This is a genomic window from Halomonas sp. 7T (assembly GCF_025643255.1).
GTDB lineage: Bacteria > Pseudomonadota > Gammaproteobacteria > Pseudomonadales > Halomonadaceae > Vreelandella.
In genome coordinates, this window is the sequence record NZ_CP087112.1 from 934,643 (window position 1) to 951,986 (window position 17,344).

Below are 17,344 nucleotides of genomic sequence, written 5' to 3' on the forward strand. Positions count from 1 at the left end.
AATGACCTCATCGACACCGCAGCCAGGGGCAATTATGTTGCAGTGCCAGGGCTTAACCCGGGTTTATAGTGAAGGCCCTCAAGATCTTACCGTGCTGGACCAGCTTGAATTACGGGTACACGCGGGTGAGCGAGTCGCCATTGTGGGGAGTTCGGGATCCGGTAAAACGACACTGCTTAATTTGCTTGGCGGCCTTGACCGTCCAAGTGACGGCAGCGTGGTGATTGCCGGTGAGCCGCTTTCAGGCCTTAATGAAGCAGCATTGGGCAAGTTTCGTAACCGCTACATTGGCTTCGTTTACCAGTTTCATCACCTGCTGGCTGAGTTCAGCGCGGTAGAGAATGCAGCGCTGCCGCTGATTATTCGTGGTCAGTCGAAAAAAGTAGCGGAGCAGCGGGCCATGCAGTTGTTAGAACGCGTGGGGATGAAAGCTAGGGCTGATCATAAACCTGGCGAGCTTTCTGGCGGGGAGCGCCAGCGGGTTGCCATTGCGCGGGCGCTGGTGACCGACCCAAGCCTTGTCTTGATGGATGAACCCACCGGCAATTTGGACCAAACCACCGCGAGCACGATATTAGCGCTGATGGATCAGCTGGCTAAAGAGAGCGCCTGCGCCTTTGTGATTGTGACCCACGATGTGGCGCTAGCCGCCCATCAGGACCGTGTTTTGAAGCTGGATGGAGGGCAGTTGGTAGAGCAAAAGGGTGCGACTGCTTAAGCTTGCTTAGTTGGCTTAACGCTAATCATCAAACTCTGACTCAATGCGCGCTCGACGCCGCCGCCTATTTAAGCGGCGGCGTTTCCAGTTATGGGAAACGTGCCAGCGCCAAATCAAACGAATACCAACGTTGGCGACAATCGCCAGAAAAATAGCCGTGATTAATGAGCCCAGCAGCAAAGGTGGCATGATGTCGTGCATTTGCTCAGCAATCCAGCGGGTAGAGATGCGTGACGGCGCATCGCGTACCGGCGCGCCTAACAGAAAAGTGCCCACGCGGTAGTTAAAATAGAATATTAGCGGCATCGTAAGCGGGTTGGTGATCCATACCAAGCCAACAGAGAGCGCTAAATTGCAGCGGCTAAGGCGTGCACCTAAAGCAGCCACGACCATTTGAAATGGAATGGGCAACATGGCGCAAAACAGCCCTACGCTGAAGGCGTTAGCAACGCTTCGTCGTGTTAAAAGCCATAATCCAGGGTCGGCAATGAGCGGCGCCATAAAGCGTAACGAACGCTGGCGTCTAAGCGTGTCAGGTTTAGGCATGTAGCGCTGCAGAAAACGCCGCGGCATGTCATATACTCTTGCGATTGATGCGGCCCATTATCCATATAGCGCAGTGCTTCGGCTATGCCACGGGCGTTAATGATCTAACACCAAGGAGAGGTGATGCGTTTCGGTGTGGCGGTGCCTGCTGCCTTGGCAGCACTAAGCGGTGTGTTGCTGGCAGCTTGGAGTGGTGCGGAAGGGCGCTATTTACCGTGGCTAAGTATTATCCTCGTTGGCCTTTTTTGGCTCATGTCAGGGCGGCCTAAGTTACTGATATGGCTTTTAATGGGTAGCTTCGCATTTGTCAGCGTTCAGCAGGAGTGGGGGCGACGTTTGCCGGCAGGGTTAAACGGTGAAGACGTTACCCTGCAGGCGCGCATTCTGAGCGTTCAGCGTGAAGAAGGTGCTTCGCGTTTGCAGCTAGCGGTGGAGGCATGTCAGGCGCCCAGCCACCTTCCCCGCTGTGATGCACTGCGCCGGGTGCGGGTGAGTGCTTACGGCGAGCATGCCTATAAGGAGGGAGAGCGCTGGCAAATGACGCTGCGGCTTCGCCCACCCAGCGGCTTTGCTAATCCTAATGCGTTTAATTTTGAGCGTTGGTTATGGCGTGAAGGTATTCATGCCACGGGATACGTGCGTCAGAATCCTGCTCCGCAACGCTTAACCACAGCGACGGCTGGGCTGCGCCAAAAAGCGCTGGAAATGCTTGCTCGACAGCCTCTTGAAGCACGAACTCAGCGCTGGCTGGCCGCACTCACACTGGGAGATAGCGACCAGCTGACCCAAGAGGACTGGACGCTTCTAAACGCCACGGGCACCACGCATTTAGTGGTTATTTCTGGCCTTCACGTGGGCTTAGTTGCCTCGTTTACACTGTTACTAGCCCGTTGGGCGGCGCGGTTGCTCTCACCGACTAATTGGCGGTTGCGTGCGTGGCCATGGTGGTTGGCGGGGGCTGCAGCAGTGGCGTATGCCACGTTAGCAGGGCTGGCGCCGCCAGCCCTTCGCGCGATGGTAATGACACTGTTAGGACTGTGGGTGCTTAGCGGTCGCCACTCTCCCGGTGCTTGGCAGGCGTGGTGGCTAGCGCTGGCGCTGATTTTGTTAGTAAATCCGCTCTCTTTTTGGCGGCCGGGTCTCTGGCTTTCATTTGTTGCGGTGGGCTGGTTAATCGTCATCTGGCAGGGAAGGCCGCGCCCGACGGGGGTAAAAGGGTGGTGTTGGGCCTTAGCGCGCTCGCAATTATTGCTCGCGCCGTTGATGGCCGCCGCGGTACTGCTGGCATTTGGGCGCGTTGCGCCTGCAGCTCCGCTCATTAATCTAGTGGCTGTGCCGTGGGTTGGCTCGGTGATGGTGCCCAGCGCGCTGCTTGGGTGGCTGCTTTCCCCGCTGCCGGGCGTAGAGCTATTGATGTGGTGGGGATTTGAACAGGCGCTCGCCGGTTTTCATCTGTTGTTAAACGTCGCTGTAAGGCATGCACCGCTGTGGGAGCCTGTGCCGTCACTGATTTATCCGCTGGCGGCGGTATTGGGCATTCTCGCTTTATGCTGGGGGCTGCCGGGTATACCCCGATGGCTGCGCATCAGTGCGTTGCTGTTAACCGGCTTGTTACTGTGGGTACCACAAGCGCAAACGCTGCCTGAAGGCGAGCTTCACGTGACGGTATACGATGTGGGGCAGGGTCAGTTAATTGAATTGCGAAGCGCGACTCATCGGATGCTTTACGATACGGGACCGCGCTTTCGCAGTGGTTTTATGCCGCTGCAAACGCTCTGGCCGCCAGGTCAGCAGTTTGATCATGTCATCGTTAGCCATGCAGACACGGATCATGCGGGTGGGATAAACAGTTTGCTAAACGATCATGAGGTTAACCAATGGCACGCACCGCTAGGGGAAGCGCTGCCGATAGAGGCGACAGCCTGTGAGCGGGGGCAGCAGTGGCAGCGGGATGGCATCGACTACCGCGTGCTTTGGCCGCCTGAAGGTGACAATACGCTATCAGCTAATGATCGTTCCTGCGTGCTGGAAGTAAGCGTAGGTGATCAGCATTTGCTGATTACCGGTGACGTAGGGCGTGATATTGAACGCCGCTTTGTTGCTGACCTCACGCCGCCCGTCAGTGTATTGATCGCAGGGCACCACGGCAGCCACACAAGTTCAGGTGTTCAGTTTGTGCGCCTGAGCCGCCCACTTCATGTGATTTTTAGTGCCGGACGCAATAATGCGTTTAATCATCCCTCGGATGAAGTGGTGCGCCGGTTTCGATACCAGGAGAGCTGTTTATGGAGTACCGCACAGGATGGAGCCCTTAGCTTTACGCTAGAAGCAGGGCAGCCTGTAAAGATTATTCCGTGGCGAAAGCTGCCTGAAGGTCGTAAGCGGTGTTGAAGCGCCGCACCATAAGGTAGAATTCTGCGCACTGCACACTATTGCCGGGAGCGCGTGTGACTGATTCAGGTTGGGTTCTTTACAGACGGTTATTAGGCTACGTTAAACCACATTGGCGCGCATTTGCGCTAGCGATTTTAGGCTTCGTGATTTATGCCGCTTCAAGTACAGCGCTAGCTGAGATGATGAAGCGATTAATTGACGGTATTCAGCATCCTGATGCTGCTTTCAGGCTTTTTTTACCGTTGTTTGTCATTTTGATGTTTGCTGCTCGTGGGTTGGGGACGTTTTTAAGTACCTATTTTATGGCGTATGTCGGCAGGTATGTGATCCATACGCTGCGCTGCAACGTTTTTAGCCATCTATTGCACTTGCCGGGTAGCTTTTTTGATCACCACTCAAGCGGTCATCTTGTTTCGCGTGTAACGTATCATGTAGAGCAAGTGGCGGGGGCGGCGACTAAGGCAGTTACGATTATTTTACGTGAAGGCCTGTTTGTTATCGGTCTCATTGGTTATTTGCTTTGGACAAATTGGATGCTGACGCTGCTATTTTTAGCAGTAACGCCCGTTATTGCAGCGGTTGTCAGCTATGTAAGCAAGCGGTTTAGGCGTATTTCCAAGCGTATTCAGAACTCCATGGGTGATGTCACTCATATTGCCTCTGAGGCGCTCTCAGGCTATCGCGTGGTGCGCACCCACGGTGCCGAGCCTTATGAAAAACAGCGTTTTGAACGGGTGAGTGAAGAGAACCGTCGCCAGAGTATGAAAGAGGCGATGACCCGCGCTGTGAGTTCCCCCGTTATCTTGATGCTGGTTGCTATCTCTATGGCGCTATTGGTGTGGATGGCGATGGCACCCGCACTAATGGCTGATATGACGCCCGGTGAGTTTGTGGCGTTTATTACCGCAGCGGCATTGATGATTAAGCCAGTGCGTCAGCTTACTGAAGTTAATGGTGAGATCCAAAAGGGGCTTGCCGCCGCCTCTGAACTATTTGGTTTGCTGGACTTACCCCCTGAGCAAGATGAGGGTAAAACAGTACCTCAACACGTCACTGGTGAGCTGGTAATTGATAACGTCAGCTTTCGTTACGCGGATGATCAGCCCAATGTGCTCCATGGTATTAACCTCAAGGTAGCGCCGGGTGAACTAGTCGCGATAGTAGGGCGCTCAGGCAGCGGCAAGACAACGCTCGTCAGTCTATTGCCGCGGTTTTATCGTCCAACCGAAGGGCGGATTTTGATTGATGGCCTGGATGTTAATGAGTACGCACTCGGGCCGCTACGGCAGCGTATCGCTCTGGTGTCGCAACAAGTGACCCTATTTAACGCCAGTATTACCGATAATATTGCGTACGGCGTTGCTAATCCTGATCCAGCGGCTGTTGAAGCTGCAGCGCAAGCGGCTTACGCCAGCGAATTTATTGAGAAGCTGCCCCAAGGCTACGCCACCGTTGTAGGGGAGAACGGCGTTATGCTCTCAGGGGGGCAGCGCCAGCGCCTAGCAATCGCCCGAGCGATTTTCAAAGATGCGCCAATCCTCATTTTGGACGAGGCCACGTCTGCTCTGGATACGGAGTCAGAGCGGTATATTCAAAAAGCCCTTGAGCGGGTCTGCGAAGGTCGCACTACGCTGGTCATTGCCCATCGCCTTTCTACTATCGAACGGGCTGACCGTATCCTGGTCATGGATCAAGGCCGCATTATCGAGCAGGGCACTCACCAAGCGCTGCTGGAGGCTGGTGGTGCATACTCAGCGCTGCATCAGCTGCAGTTTCAGGAGAGTGAATGAGCCTGGAGCAACGTTGGCTAAGGGCCGCTTACGGTGCTAGTCCATGGCTTATGCCACTCTATCCTTTGGGTGGATTATACCGTTATCTTATGCGGCGCCGAGAAGCACGCTATCGCCGTGGTAAGAAATTCGTTTGGCATGCGCCGGTACCGGTTATTGTCGTGGGTAACATCACGCTAGGTGGTACTGGTAAATCCCCGTTGGTGGCATGGCTTGCCCGCTGGCTGGTTAACCAGGGCTGGTCACCGGGTATTGTTACCCGGGGATATGGGGGCAAGTCGGATGCTTATCCGCTACTCGTAACCCCTGAGACGGCGCCATCCCAAAGTGGCGATGAGCCTCTCATGCTTGCTCAGCAAACGGGCTTACCCGTGGTGGCCGATCCTCAGCGCGCGCGGGGTGCCCAAGCGTTAGTGGAAATGGGGTGCGATATTCTATTGAGTGATGATGGTCTACAGCATTTGGCGCTCGGGCGGGATATTGAACTTGTCGTTGTCGACGGTGCTCGAGGGTTAGGCAATGGCCGCTGTCTGCCTGCAGGGCCATTGCGGGAAGCTCCCAGCCGTTTAGGTCGTGTCGATGCTGTGATTGTCAACGGTGAGTTATCTAAGCCGTTACCGGTCGCCTCTATCGCGATGCAATTAATGCCGCAGCGTTGGCGATGTTTGCGAGATGGTCAGCACCGTGAGCTGACACCGCTTCCATTTCGTTTGCCGGTGCATGCCATCGCAGGTATTGGCCATCCAGAACGATTTTTCAACACCCTACATAGCTTGGGAGTTGAGGGCGAGATGCATCCGTTAGAGGATCATCAGCAATTTCATCCAGCGGCGCTAGAGTTTGGTGACCGGCGTCCCGTTGTGATGACCGCAAAAGATGCGGTGAAATGCAAAGATATAGCGCCACCCGATAGCTGGGTGTTGGAGGTGGAGGCGGTGCTTCCATCATCGTTTGAACATTGGCTGGCAGCCAAGCTGTCAGCGCTTATTGAAAGGGGATGCACCCATGGATAAGGAACTACTGGCGATGCTGGTTTGCCCACTCTGCAACGGCAAGCTGAAGTATGATCGTGAAGCTCAAGAGTTACTCTGCTATTACGATGGTCTCGCCTATCCCATCAATGAAGGGATTCCGGTTATGCTGCCCGAAGAGGCGCGAGCAATGGACGCTGATGAAAAACTGCACACCTCGCCAGGTCGAACAGGGGAGGCATAATGGCAGCCGCTGAACCAGGTTTCATTGCTGTTGTACCTGCTCGATATGGCTCTACTCGCCTGCCTGGTAAACCGCTGCTCGATATTGCCGGTGAACCGATGGTTGCCCATGTATGGAGGCGCGCCTGCCAAAGCCAGGCTAGCCGCGTGGTAGTTGCTACCGATGATGCGCGTATTCGGGATGCCATGCTGCCGTACGGCGCAGAGGTAGTGATGACCCAGGCTGACCACCCGTCAGGCACAGATCGTCTGGCAGAAGTGGCTGAGCATTTATCCTTGAGTGAAGACGCGCTGGTTGTGAATGTGCAAGGAGATGAACCGCTTATTCCTCCTGTGCTGATCAACCAAGTGGCGCAACGCTTAGCTGATGACCCTGAGGCAGCTATTGCAACGCTCGCTGAGTCAATCAGCGATGTAGAGACACTTTTTAACCCCAATGTGGTGAAAGTGGTTCGCTCTTTAGCTGGCCGGGCGCTTTATTTCTCACGTGCCCCCATTCCATGGGATCGCGAGCACTTTAAGGCCCAGCCGGCGCTGCTGGCTACCGATGCCTGGCTGCGTCATATCGGTATTTATGCCTACCGCGCAGGGTTTTTGTACGCCTACCGTGAGCTTTCGCCCTCTAGCTTGGAACAACTTGAACAGCTAGAGCAGTTGCGAGCGTTACAGCATGGCTATGCCATCCAAGTCGCGTTGGCCAATACGATTAACCCGCCGGGCGTAGACACCGCTGAAGATCTCGATCGGGTAAGAGTATTGTTAACGCAGTTAAGCGAGGGTCACTGATGAAGCGCGTACTGTTTGTTTGCCTGGGTAATATATGCCGCTCTCCAACAGCAGAGGGCGTCTTTCAGCACGCTGTTGATGAAGCAGGGCTGAGAGGGCAAATTCACGTCGATTCCTGCGGCGTGGGTGATTGGCATGTCGGTAAAGCACCGGACGAGCGTGCCCAGTTAGCGGCCAAGCGGCGGGGTGTAGATATCAGCCACCTGCGTGGTCGCCAGCTGAGTACCAGCGATTTTCTTGAGTTCGACTATGTATTGGCGATGGATCATGCCAACTTGCAGGCAATGAGAGCGCTTAAGCCTGAGGAGAGTCGCGCTCACGTGGGGCTTTTTTTAGCCTTTGCGGGCACTCCCGATGCGGAAGTGCCAGATCCGTACTATGGCGGAGATGAGGGCTTCGAAAGCGTGCTGGATATGATTGAAACGGCTTCGGCGGGGCTCATTGCCGAGTTAACGGGTAACCGATAAGGCATGCTAACTCTTCAAGCGCATGTTGATTTAACCGCAGCGAATACGCTGCGCCTGCCATGTTATGCCGAGCGGTTTATGGCGCCTCAAACGCTATGCGATTTACAGGCTATACTGCGCCGAGCTGCTGTATGCCAGTGGCCTGTCACCCTGTTGGGCGGCGGCAGTAACGTGCTCCTACCGCCTCAATTGAGTGGGATTGTGATTCGCCCCTCGCTTCACCAATGGTGGCTTGAGTCTCAGGGCGATGATGTCGTGGCCTATGTGGGCGCAGGCGTCAATTGGCATTCGCTCGTGATGGCGTTAGCGGCCCGGGGGGTGTGGGGAACGGAAAATCTTGCGCTTATTCCTGGACACTGCGGCGCGGCGCCGGTGCAAAATATTGGTGCATATGGCGTTGAGCTAAAAGACGTGCTGTTGGGCGTGCAGGTGGTCGAGATCGCTTCGGGTAATATGCGCTGGATGAGTGCCGCAGAGTGCCAGTTTGGTTACCGCGATAGCCTTTTTAAACATGCGTTGGCGAATCGTGTCGTAATTACACAACTGGCGCTGCGTCTTTCAAGACAGTCCAATCCAAAACTGCACTATGGAGACTTGTCATCACGCGTGCCCTCGCAGCCAACCCCATTGGCAATTGCCGAAGCCGTGTGTGCCGTTCGCCGTGCAAAACTACCCGACCCCGCAGTATTGGCAAATGCGGGCAGTTTTTTTAAAAACCCCCTTGTCAGCCAGGCTCATGCTGAGCGTTTACTTCATCAATACCCGGCTATGCCCCACTTTTCCCAGCCTGATGGGAAAATTAAATTAGCGGCAGGGTGGTTGATCGATCAGTGTGGCTTAAAGGGGTGGCGAGAAGGCAGCTTTGGCGTGCATGCCCAACAGGCGTTGGTGTTAGTGCACTTTGGTGGCGGTGATCGCGCGGGCTTACTGCAATTTGCCGAGCGGGTTGTCAGCGCGGTGAACACGCATTTTGGCGTAGAGCTTGAGCCTGAGCCAAGAGTTTTATAATCAAACGCTAGCCACAAAAAAACCCCGCCGAAGCGGGGTTTTTTAGGCGCTAACGCTTACTCTTGATTAGCGTTTTGCGCTTGCTGCTTGCGCAGTTCACGCGGGTCGTTATGCGCGCGGCTGCGACGGCGCCGACGGCTTGGCGTGGGTGTTTCTTCTTGAGCGGCCGCTGGCGCGGTCTCAGCGTCTTTAGGCGTTGCTTCGCTGTCTGTGCCTGTTTCAGGCGCTGCAGCGGATGCTTCTTCAGGCTGCGGGGTATCACTGCGTGAAGCTGTAGGCGCTGCTTTTTCAGAAACTGGCGCTTGAGGCACTGGCGTTTCAGTGGCGGCAGCATCTTCTAACGGCGTTGAAGCGCTGGCTTGCGTGGCTTCAACATCATCAGCGTTCGCTTCGTTGACCTTCGCTTTATCAGGCTGTGCGCTGTCAGACTGAGCGTTGCTGGGCTGAGCGTCGGCTACCGGTTCAGCGTCTGTGGCCGTTTGTGTAGCATGCGCTTTTGGTTCTACTTCAGGCGCTTTAACGTCCGCATCTGCCGTTTGGTTCTGCAGGGCTTCGTTAGACTCAGGCCGCTCTGTTGCATCGGCGGGCTCTGGTTCGCTATTGGCCTCGGGCGCGGCTTCAGGCTGCACAGTTGCCTTGGCGGGCTGAGGCGCGTCTGCTGCTTGAGGCGTCGCAGCCTGGGGTGTTTCTTCAATTGCAGCTTTTGCCGTATCACTAGCAGACTCGTTAGCGATAGGTTGGCCTTCATCACCTGTTGACGCCTCTTGTGCCGGTTGCACGGGCTGAGGCTTACGGCGCTGATGCGTAGCTTTGCGCGCCTTTTCAGCGGGCTTTGCGGGCTGCTCTGCGGTTGTCTCCTCGACGTTTGTTTCATCAACTGTTTTATCAGCATCAGGCGTTTGCGTGCTTGCTGAGTCAACGGGCGTCGCTGGAGGCGTCTCTTGTGTCGCAGAGGCCGTTGGCTGGCTCTCAGTGCTTGGTACGGCGGCTTGGTTTGTGTCCTCTACAGTGGCCACTGCTGTAAGCGCGGCCTCCGCTTGAAGCTTTTGCTGCTCGGCTTCCGACTGAGGGTTGATAGCCTGTTTGCGTGAGCGGTTACGTGGATTATTACGCGTACGTTTTGGCTTGCCATCATGTTGCGAAGCAGGCTGATTATTATCTTGACTTGCCTCGCCCTCGTTGACGCTGCGCGACTCATCGCTCTTGGCTTTCTCATCGCGTGGCTTATTGTCCCGTGGCTTGTTGTCACGGGTTTTTTGCTCTTTTGCCTGTTCGCGTGAGGTGTTGCGGCGATTTTCAGGCTGCGCGGGTGCCGTGTCTTCATTATTGCGAGCCTCAGAGCTGCTGCTCTGTTCCTTCGGCGTTTGCCGATTGCTCTTGTTGGCACTTTCTTGTTGCTTAGCATCATCCTGTTGCGATGGGCGGCGGCGGTTGCGCGTGCGGTTAGGGCCGTTGCGCTTATCGTTAGCCTCATCCCCAGAGGTGGCGCTACGCGCCGAGGTGTTACTGCGCTGCTCATTTTTCCCAGCGTTGTCGCTGCTTTCGCGCGGCTGCTTGGGCTTGTTGCTATCGCCGCTGCGGGCGTTTTTGGATACGCTGCGTTCAGCGGGCTTGCGTGCAGTTTGGGTCTTCGCAACCGGTTGTTGAGAGCTGCTGTCTTCGCCGCCAAGTAATTTGGCGAAACCGCGGATAAAGCGGCCAATCACACTCGGCTGCTCATCGACGGCGGGGGCTGAAGCAGAGGGCGATGTTTTAGCAGGCGTTTCTTCTGTCTGTAGCGAAACCGGCGCAGGGGCGTTATGTGTCACGCTCTTGACGGCCGCTTCAGCGCGTTGTGCCGGTGGGGTAAAGCTTGGATCAGGCTCTTTGCCTACTTCAGTATCCGTCGATATCTCAAAGCTAGAAAGCGCCTGGCTATCATCTTCATCAAGATGATCATCGCGAAACCGCTGAACGTCGTAGTGGGGGGTGTCCATGTCAGGACTAGGCAATAGGACGACGCGCACCCCTTGACGAGATTCGATATCGGCGAGCACGCTGCGTTTTTCGTTCAGCAGATAAGTGGCCACCGGCACCGGCAAGATGGCGCGGATCTGTGCGCTGCGCTCTTTCATGGCTTCTTCTTCGATGAGGCGCATGATAGACAGGGAAAGAGAACGAACGTCGCGTATTGTGCCTTGGCCGTTACAGCGCGGGCAAACGACACCACTGGTTTCGCCTAAGGAGGGGCGCAGCCGCTGGCGCGACATTTCCATTAAACCAAAGCGCGAAATACGTCCAATCTGGACCCGTGCTCGATCCAGCTTCAGCGCATCCCGCATGCGGTTTTCCACTTCTCGCTGATTGCGAGCCGGGCCCATGTCGATAAAGTCGATCACGACCAGGCCACCAATATCCCGCAAACGCAGCTGGCGAGCGATCTCGTCAGCGGCTTCGGAGTTGGTTTGTAAGGCGGTTTCTTCGATATCACTACCGCGAGTGGCGCGAGCGGAGTTGATGTCGATAGAGACCAGCGCTTCAGTGTGGTCGATAACGATAGAGCCGCCGGAGGGCAGCTTCACTTCGCGCTGATAGGCGGTTTCGATTTGCGACTCAATTTGGAAGCGCGAAAACAGCGGAACTTCATCAACGTAGAGTTTGATTTTCTGCTGGTAAGAGGGCATTACCTGACGAATAAAGCCCAGGGCTTCCGCGTGAATCTCCGGGCTGTCGATCAATACTTCGCCGATATCCTGGCGGAGATAGTCGCGCATGGCGCGAATGATGACATTCGATTCACGGTAAATCAGGAAAGGTGCTGAACGTTTGCCTGCTTCAGTGGTGATGGACTCCCAAACCTGTACCAGGTAGTCGAGATCCCACTGCAGCTCTTCGGAGCTGCGGCCAATGCCTGCGGTGCGCACAATCAGGCCCATCTTGTCGGGTACGGTGAGCTGACCCATAGCATCTTTTAGCTGGCTGCGGTCATCGCCTTCAATGCGGCGAGAAATGCCACCTGCGCGCGGGTTGTTGGGCATGAGGACTAAAAAACGACCCGCTAAGCTAATGAACGTTGTAAGAGCAGCGCCTTTATTGCCACGCTCCTCTTTGTCCACCTGAACGATGACTTCCTGGCCCTCTTTGAGCACCTCTTTAATGCTAGGACGGCCAGAGACATCCTTAATAAAGTACTCGCGGGAGATCTCTTTTAAGGGCAAAAAGCCGTGGCGTTCAGCGCCAAAGTCGACAAACGCGGCTTCAAGAGAGGGTTCAACGCGGGTGATTTTGCCGCGATAAATATTGGCTTTTTTCTGTTCCCGTGCGCCTGATTCGATATCTAAATCGTAGAGGCGTTGTCCATCTACCAGCGCAACCCGAAGCTCTTCTGGCTGGGTTGCGTTAATCAGCATCCGTTTCATAGTATCTCGCATAGCATTGCGTGCCGACGAACCGTCTAGGCGTGGCGTAGACGAATCGCTGGGTGCTGCGTGCTTGTGCTCGGCGCATAGCTATGCTGACGCATTAAACCGGGAAGGCAACATTGCCAACCCGGCTGAAAGGGCGTTGAGTACGTGGCGGAGGCAAGACATGTTTCGGTGGCTGTCACATCCATCCGGCCTTGCTGACACCGCCAACACCTGGCATTCATCGATTCGCTAACGCCGGCCATCGGCACAGCGTTGATCATTGCGCTCCGAATAACGCCCTTTTATGACATGCAGGGCAGTAATTCAGAGCGTGACGTTTGTTTAAACAAGCCTGCCATTGCCGGCGAGACTTATGCGTATCTGGCGCAGAAATTACGAGCACCAGAGTGACTGTTTTTTTCAGTACGTTATTTCAGTGCGTGCTTTCAATGCATTGGGGGCGCGGGCAATGCGTACACTAACCTATCACCCCATGCTCTGACCTGCGTGTTAGTCGGGCAGGTGCTTAGCTTAATCGTGGAAGGCAACGTGTAATAATACGGTTATCTACACGTTATCCACGCTAAACCGACGAGCATTTTGGAATATAACAGTAAAGACAACTACCAGCAATTGACGCAATGCCCATTGGTCTACGTTAGAATGCCGTTTTTAGCCTGATGTTAAAACATCATACCAGGAGTGCGCGGCAATGGCCGAAGGGCGCGAAGTGCAGTGGGTGGATATCGCCCCGGAGCAGGCGGGTCAGCGAATTGACAATTTTTTGATGACGCGATTGAAAGGAGCGCCACGTGCGTTGATCTATCGCATCGTACGCAAAGGCGAGGTAAGAGTTAACAAAAAGCGTGTCAAAGTCGATTATCGCTTACAGGCAGGGGATTTGGTGCGCGTACCGCCGCTGCGCCTAGCGCCGCGAGAGGCGGTAAAAGAGGTTAGCGATAATTTGCGCGACCTGCTGATTGGTAGTGTGATTATGGAAGGCCCGGACTGGATGGTGCTCAACAAACCTTCTGGTTTGGCGGTGCATGGCGGTAGCGGCGTGAAAATAGGTTTGATCGAAGCGCTCCGCCAAGTCCGCGATGACCTTACCTTTTTAGAGCTGGTGCACCGATTGGACCGTGATACGTCTGGCTGCCTGCTGCTGGCTAAATCTCGCGATGCGTTGGTTACTCTTAATGAATCGCTGAAAAAGCACGCCATGGATAAACGCTACCTGGCGCTGGTGAACGGCCGCTGGCCGGCACGAAAAACCTATGTAGGCGCTCGATTAGATCGTTTTGATGCTGGCAACGGTGAGCGTCGCGTGCGTGTTGACCCGAATGGCAAAGTGTCGCGCACGCTGTTTTCCGTTGTTGAAACCTTTGAAAAAGCCACCCTGGTTGAAGCGGAGCCCGTGACGGGTCGCACTCATCAGATTCGCGTGCACGCAGCCCACGCAGGTCATGCACTACTGGGCGATGATAAATATTCGACCCGTGAAAGTGCGCATATGACCCAGCAGCTAAAAGTGGATCGACTATTTTTGCATGCGCGTGCCTTAACCTTTCCTGAGCCGGGCAATGGCCGGCCTGTGACGGTAAAAGCGCCGCTACCAGAAGCGTTAGAAGCCGCTTTGCAGCGGGCTCGTCGATAAGGAACCCGTATGCGCTATGAGCTGATTATTTTTGATTGGGATGGCACCTTGATGAATTCGGTGCCGAAAATTGTCGCCTGTATGCAGGCTGCCGCGGCAGATGCAGAGTGGCATGGACTGAGTGTTAGCGCCATCGAGGACATTATTGGCTTGGGATTGCCTGAAGCGATTGCCAGGCTTTGTCCTGGCATCAGTCCAGCCCAGGCTGAGCTGTTACGTCAGCGCTATGCCCACCATTTCGTGCATTCAGACGCAACGCCAATGCCGTTTTTTGATGGTGTAGCGGCGCAGGTGGCGCGTTTGCGTCAGCGGGAGCAGCAGCGGTTAGCTGTGGCTACAGGAAAAAGTCGCCGTGGGCTTGATCGTGTGTTTGCTGAAACAGGCAGTGGTGGATGGTTTGACGCTAGCCGTACGGCGGATGAAACACGCTCAAAACCTCATCCACAAATGCTCAGCGAGCTACTGGAAGAGCTAGCCATTCCCGTGGACCGTGCGGTGATGGTGGGAGATACCGAGTATGACATGGAGATGGCTAGAGCTATTGGTATGGATCGTGTGGCGGTCACTTATGGTGTCCACACGCCAACCCGTTTAGCGGCCAGTCAACCGCGTTGGGTAGCGCATAATATTAATGAGCTTTTTGATTGGCTGTATGGCTAACCACACCCCGGCACAATTAAGGTCAGTTTATGAGCGATGATCAAAAGCGCGGCAGCGATGACGAGCGGCCGCAGGCGTTAAGCGGGCAGGCTGATGAGACTGTGCAGGATCGTTGGACGCAGGGACCCGACGTCTCAAGGTCTGCGAAGGAAGGAGCTGCGTTAGCTGGCGATGCCAGCGACGATGCCGAAACCCTGCGCGAGCGTCAGCGGCTGGCGCAGTTAGAAATGATGGATCGGTGGATTGGTGGCGTATTAACCGAGCAGCGCCGTACGCGCCGTTGGAAGCTTTTTTTCCGTTTAATGCTGCTGACCATTGTGCTTGTCTCATTAATTTCCACAGTTTACCGCGTATGGTGGGGCGAGCCCGCGGTTACTATGCCCGCGCAATCGCATTTGGGGCTGGTCGAAGTGCGAGGGGTTATTGCTAACGATGCCCCGGCTAACGCAGAGCGTATTATTCGTGGGCTAAATCGCGCCTGGTCGGCTGATAATGCCGCTGCGGTGGTGCTGCATATCGATAGTCCTGGCGGGAGTCCTGTCCAGTCACAGCGCATTTTTGCGGAGATTATGCGATTACGTGAGCAGGGCGATAAGCCTATCTATGCGCTGATTGAAGACGTAGGGGCCAGCGGCGCCTACTACATTGCCTCCGCAGCTGATGAAATTATGGCGTCACCTGCGAGTTTGGTGGGGTCAATCGGCGTTATTTACGCGGGTTTTGGTTTTCAGGAGGCGATAGATAGATTGGGTGTCGAGCGACGGGTAGTCACTGCGGGTGAGAATAAAGCGTTTCTTGACCCCTTTCAGCCGTTAGATGAGGACGTAGCGGCGTTTTGGCAGAACGTACTGAATCAAACCCATGCGCAGTTTATTAATGACGTACGCGCTGGGCGCGGTGATCGGTTAACCGATAATCCAGAAGTGTTTTCAGGGCTGGTTTGGAGCGGCGAGCAGGCGCTTTCGCTGGGTTTGGTGGATGAGTTAGCGAGTCTTGAGCAGTTAGCGCGAGACAAAGTGGGTGGTGCGCACTGGGAGGACTACACGCCGAGCTTGGATCCCTTCGAGCGATTAACACGCCGCTTCACCCGAGCAGCGGCTGAGGTGATGGGCGTGTCATCGGCGAGTTCTCCGCTTCGTTTCGAGTCTCCTTAACGTAACGCTGAATTCTGCTTTAAATCGATTAAGCATCGCCAAGTGGGTTCATGCCTGCTTGGCGAAGCATATCGCATAGTGCTATTAGGGGGAGGCCGATAAGGGCGTTTGGATCTCGGCCCTCAAGGCTTTCAAAAAGCGCAATGCCTAGCCCCTCCATGCGAAAGCTGCCGGCGCTATCTAGCGGTTGCTCAATTGCTACGTAACGTTCGATTTCTCGCTGGCTTAGTGAACGGAAGACAACATCAAAGGGCTCAATGTGAACTTGATGGCGCTGGTTGCGGGTGTCCAGCAGTGCTAAGCCAGTTAGAAAAGTAACGCGCTGGCCCGAAAAACGCGCCAAATTAGCGCAGGCGCGCTCACTTGTATGTGGTTTGCCCAGGATGTCCCCTTCAAACAGGGCGACTTGATCAGAGCCAATAATGCAGTGATTAGGGAAACGATCAGTCACTGCGTTGGCTTTGCTGAGGGCAAGACGATGTACGAGAGCCTTTGGTGATTCGTTGGGATAGGGAGTTTCATCGATCTCCGGCGAATAGCACTGGTAAGGCAGCTGCAGCCTATCTAGCAGCGCTTGGCGGAAGCGTGAGCTAGATGCCAGAACCAAAGGGGCGTCATCCGTTAGTGGCACTGAAGTCTCCTTATTTGACCGCGTATTGGTTTTTCGGGTGTGTCCATGCGAGTGTAACCAAACCCGTTGAATCTGCCTATTTACGCTGCTGCGGAAGAGAAACTATCAAGAAATACGCTGACAGCTTTGACACCGGCGGGGGGAGTGCCTATCATTGCGCGCCTATGTTGACCTCACAACTCCCCAGTCGGGTTGAGCCTTATAAGCTCGCAGCCCGCCGCGAACGACTTGAAGGCTTAGTGGCGCTTGATAAGCTGCCACGTCTTGCTGAAGAAGCAGGAGACCAAACCGGCGACTGTCATGTCGTGCTTGAGTTTGGCGTTGATGCCCAAGGTCGTCGTGAAATTCGTGGCCAATTGCAAGCGACGCTGGCACTGCCCTGTCGCCGCTGCCTAGAGCCGCTTAGCCAAGACGTGTCCAGTGACTTCCTGCTTGGAATGATCACTGACGAAGCCTTGGCTGCCGAGCTGCCTGCCAGTCATGAACCTGTGCTGGTGGAAAATGAACAGCTGGACTTGCTGACGGTAGTAGAGGATGAGCTTATCCTTAGCTTGCCGCAGGTGGTCTATCACGATGAGGCTGAATGCCACGTCTCGGCGGATCAGCTGGTCAGCAAGACTGAAGGCGCAGCGGATGAATCCGCTTCAGCCAAGAACCCTTTCGCAGTGCTCAACGCTTTGAAAAGCAGCGGCGCTTTGAAAGGCAAAAAGTAAGCACTACTTACCCTACATACCTTGGAGTAAACACCCATGGCAGTTCAACAGAACCGTAAAACTCGTTCCAAGCGCGGCATGCGTCGTAGCCACGATGCGCTGAGCGCACCGACTCTTTCTCAAGATAAAGAGACTGGCACTACTCACCTGCGTCATCACGTGTCTCCAGACGGTTTCTATCGTGGTCGTAAGGTCGTTGAGGTTTAAGCCTTAACGCGTTTAT

16 protein-coding genes are annotated in these 17,344 nt (G+C 55.0%); 13 read left to right on the forward strand and 3 right to left on the reverse strand.

Features of this window, described 5'->3' with window-relative positions; all coding sequences use genetic code 11:
* The first annotated feature begins 1 nt into the window (after position 1).
* Positions 2 to 718, forward strand: coding sequence for an ABC transporter ATP-binding protein (locus LOS15_RS04265; protein ID WP_263068342.1), 717 nt, complete (start codon positions 2 to 4; stop codon positions 716 to 718).
* 21 nt (positions 719 to 739) lie between these two features.
* Here LOS15_RS04265 and LOS15_RS04270 read toward each other — a convergent pair whose 3' ends face one another.
* Positions 740 to 1,291, reverse strand: coding sequence for a DUF2062 domain-containing protein (locus tag LOS15_RS04270; RefSeq protein ID WP_263068344.1), 552 nt, complete (start codon positions 1,289 to 1,291; stop codon positions 740 to 742).
* Between the two features lie 96 nt (positions 1,292 to 1,387).
* Here LOS15_RS04270 and LOS15_RS04275 point away from each other — a divergent pair, with 96 nt between their 5' ends.
* From LOS15_RS04275 to murB, 7 genes are read left to right on the forward strand one after another with little or no spacing between them, the layout of a single operon-like run.
* Positions 1,388 to 3,655, forward strand: a complete 2,268-nt coding sequence (locus LOS15_RS04275) for a DNA internalization-related competence protein ComEC/Rec2 (RefSeq protein WP_263068345.1) — start codon at positions 1,388 to 1,390, stop codon at positions 3,653 to 3,655.
* 56 nt (positions 3,656 to 3,711) lie between these two features.
* Entirely contained in the window at positions 3,712 to 5,448 is a 1,737-nt protein-coding gene (msbA, locus tag LOS15_RS04280) for a lipid A export permease/ATP-binding protein MsbA (protein WP_263068347.1), read from the forward strand.
* Positions 5,445 to 6,461, forward strand: coding sequence for a tetraacyldisaccharide 4'-kinase (gene lpxK / locus LOS15_RS04285; RefSeq protein WP_263068348.1), 1,017 nt, complete (start codon positions 5,445 to 5,447; stop codon positions 6,459 to 6,461). The genes msbA and lpxK overlap by 4 nt, the downstream gene beginning before the upstream one ends.
* On the forward strand, positions 6,454 to 6,663 hold the full coding sequence (locus LOS15_RS04290; RefSeq protein WP_263068350.1) for a Trm112 family protein: 210 nt from the start codon (positions 6,454 to 6,456) through the stop codon (positions 6,661 to 6,663). Before lpxK ends, LOS15_RS04290 begins: the two co-directional genes overlap by 8 nt.
* Positions 6,663 to 7,448 (forward strand): 3-deoxy-manno-octulosonate cytidylyltransferase, encoded by a 786-nt coding sequence (kdsB, locus tag LOS15_RS04295; protein WP_263068352.1) that lies wholly within the window; start codon positions 6,663 to 6,665, stop codon positions 7,446 to 7,448. The genes LOS15_RS04290 and kdsB overlap by 1 nt, the downstream gene beginning before the upstream one ends.
* Complete coding sequence (locus LOS15_RS04300; RefSeq protein WP_263068353.1) at positions 7,448 to 7,915, forward strand: low molecular weight protein-tyrosine-phosphatase; 468 nt, start codon at positions 7,448 to 7,450, stop codon at positions 7,913 to 7,915. The genes kdsB and LOS15_RS04300 overlap by 1 nt, the downstream gene beginning before the upstream one ends.
* A 3-nt stretch (positions 7,916 to 7,918) precedes the next feature.
* Entirely contained in the window at positions 7,919 to 8,923 is a 1,005-nt protein-coding gene (gene murB / locus LOS15_RS04305; protein WP_263068355.1) for a UDP-N-acetylmuramate dehydrogenase, read from the forward strand.
* A 56-nt stretch (positions 8,924 to 8,979) separates the two neighbouring features.
* Here the strand turns inward: murB and rne are convergent, their stop codons facing one another.
* Entirely contained in the window at positions 8,980 to 12,321 is a 3,342-nt protein-coding gene (gene rne, locus LOS15_RS04310) for a ribonuclease E (RefSeq protein WP_263068357.1), read from the reverse strand.
* Positions 12,322 to 13,021: 700 nt separating this feature from the next.
* On the opposite strand from rne, the gene LOS15_RS04315 reads away from it, so the two are divergent.
* Genes LOS15_RS04315 through sppA form a run of 3 tightly spaced genes read left to right on the forward strand, consistent with a single transcriptional unit; the run spans position 13,022 to position 15,777 of the window.
* The gene (locus LOS15_RS04315; RefSeq protein WP_263068358.1) at positions 13,022 to 13,963 is read left to right on the forward strand and encodes an RluA family pseudouridine synthase; all 942 of its coding nucleotides are present in this window, start codon (positions 13,022 to 13,024) and stop codon (positions 13,961 to 13,963) included.
* 9 nt (positions 13,964 to 13,972) lie between these two features.
* Positions 13,973 to 14,623, forward strand: coding sequence for an HAD family hydrolase (locus LOS15_RS04320; RefSeq protein WP_263068360.1), 651 nt, complete (start codon positions 13,973 to 13,975; stop codon positions 14,621 to 14,623).
* Positions 14,624 to 14,652: 29 nt separating this feature from the next.
* Positions 14,653 to 15,777 (forward strand): signal peptide peptidase SppA, encoded by a 1,125-nt coding sequence (gene sppA / locus LOS15_RS04325; protein WP_263068361.1) that lies wholly within the window; start codon positions 14,653 to 14,655, stop codon positions 15,775 to 15,777.
* Between the two features lie 28 nt (positions 15,778 to 15,805).
* Here sppA and LOS15_RS04330 read toward each other — a convergent pair whose 3' ends face one another.
* Entirely contained in the window at positions 15,806 to 16,408 is a 603-nt protein-coding gene (locus LOS15_RS04330; RefSeq protein ID WP_263068363.1) for a Maf family protein, read from the reverse strand.
* Positions 16,409 to 16,572: 164 nt separating this feature from the next.
* Here LOS15_RS04330 and LOS15_RS04335 point away from each other — a divergent pair, with 164 nt between their 5' ends.
* Complete coding sequence (locus LOS15_RS04335) at positions 16,573 to 17,121, forward strand: YceD family protein (protein WP_263068364.1); 549 nt, start codon at positions 16,573 to 16,575, stop codon at positions 17,119 to 17,121.
* Positions 17,122 to 17,157: 36 nt separating this feature from the next.
* Positions 17,158 to 17,328, forward strand: coding sequence for a 50S ribosomal protein L32 (gene rpmF, locus LOS15_RS04340; protein ID WP_009099300.1), 171 nt, complete (start codon positions 17,158 to 17,160; stop codon positions 17,326 to 17,328).
* Positions 17,329 to 17,344: the final 16 nt, after the last annotated feature.

What these genes read in the sequence shown, in the direction of transcription:
- LOS15_RS04265 (WP_263068342.1), top strand. Translation starts at nt 2, where the DNA reads ATGACCTCATCGACACCGCAGCCAGGGGCAATTATGTTGCAGTGCCAG.
- LOS15_RS04270 (WP_263068344.1), bottom strand. Translation starts at nt 1,291, where the DNA reads ATGCCGCGGCGTTTTCTGCAGCGCTACATGCCTAAACCTGACACGCTT.
- LOS15_RS04275 (WP_263068345.1), top strand. Translation starts at nt 1,388, where the DNA reads ATGCGTTTCGGTGTGGCGGTGCCTGCTGCCTTGGCAGCACTAAGCGGT.
- lpxK (WP_263068348.1), top strand. Translation starts at nt 5,445, where the DNA reads ATGAGCCTGGAGCAACGTTGGCTAAGGGCCGCTTACGGTGCTAGTCCA.
- LOS15_RS04290 (WP_263068350.1), top strand. Translation starts at nt 6,454, where the DNA reads ATGGATAAGGAACTACTGGCGATGCTGGTTTGCCCACTCTGCAACGGC.
- kdsB (WP_263068352.1), top strand. Translation starts at nt 6,663, where the DNA reads ATGGCAGCCGCTGAACCAGGTTTCATTGCTGTTGTACCTGCTCGATAT.
- LOS15_RS04300 (WP_263068353.1), top strand. Translation starts at nt 7,448, where the DNA reads ATGAAGCGCGTACTGTTTGTTTGCCTGGGTAATATATGCCGCTCTCCA.
- murB (WP_263068355.1), top strand. Translation starts at nt 7,919, where the DNA reads ATGCTAACTCTTCAAGCGCATGTTGATTTAACCGCAGCGAATACGCTG.
- rne (WP_263068357.1), bottom strand. Translation starts at nt 12,321, where the DNA reads ATGAAACGGATGCTGATTAACGCAACCCAGCCAGAAGAGCTTCGGGTT.
- LOS15_RS04315 (WP_263068358.1), top strand. Translation starts at nt 13,022, where the DNA reads ATGGCCGAAGGGCGCGAAGTGCAGTGGGTGGATATCGCCCCGGAGCAG.
- LOS15_RS04320 (WP_263068360.1), top strand. Translation starts at nt 13,973, where the DNA reads ATGCGCTATGAGCTGATTATTTTTGATTGGGATGGCACCTTGATGAAT.
- sppA (WP_263068361.1), top strand. Translation starts at nt 14,653, where the DNA reads ATGAGCGATGATCAAAAGCGCGGCAGCGATGACGAGCGGCCGCAGGCG.
- LOS15_RS04335 (WP_263068364.1), top strand. Translation starts at nt 16,573, where the DNA reads ATGTTGACCTCACAACTCCCCAGTCGGGTTGAGCCTTATAAGCTCGCA.
- rpmF (WP_009099300.1), top strand. Translation starts at nt 17,158, where the DNA reads ATGGCAGTTCAACAGAACCGTAAAACTCGTTCCAAGCGCGGCATGCGT.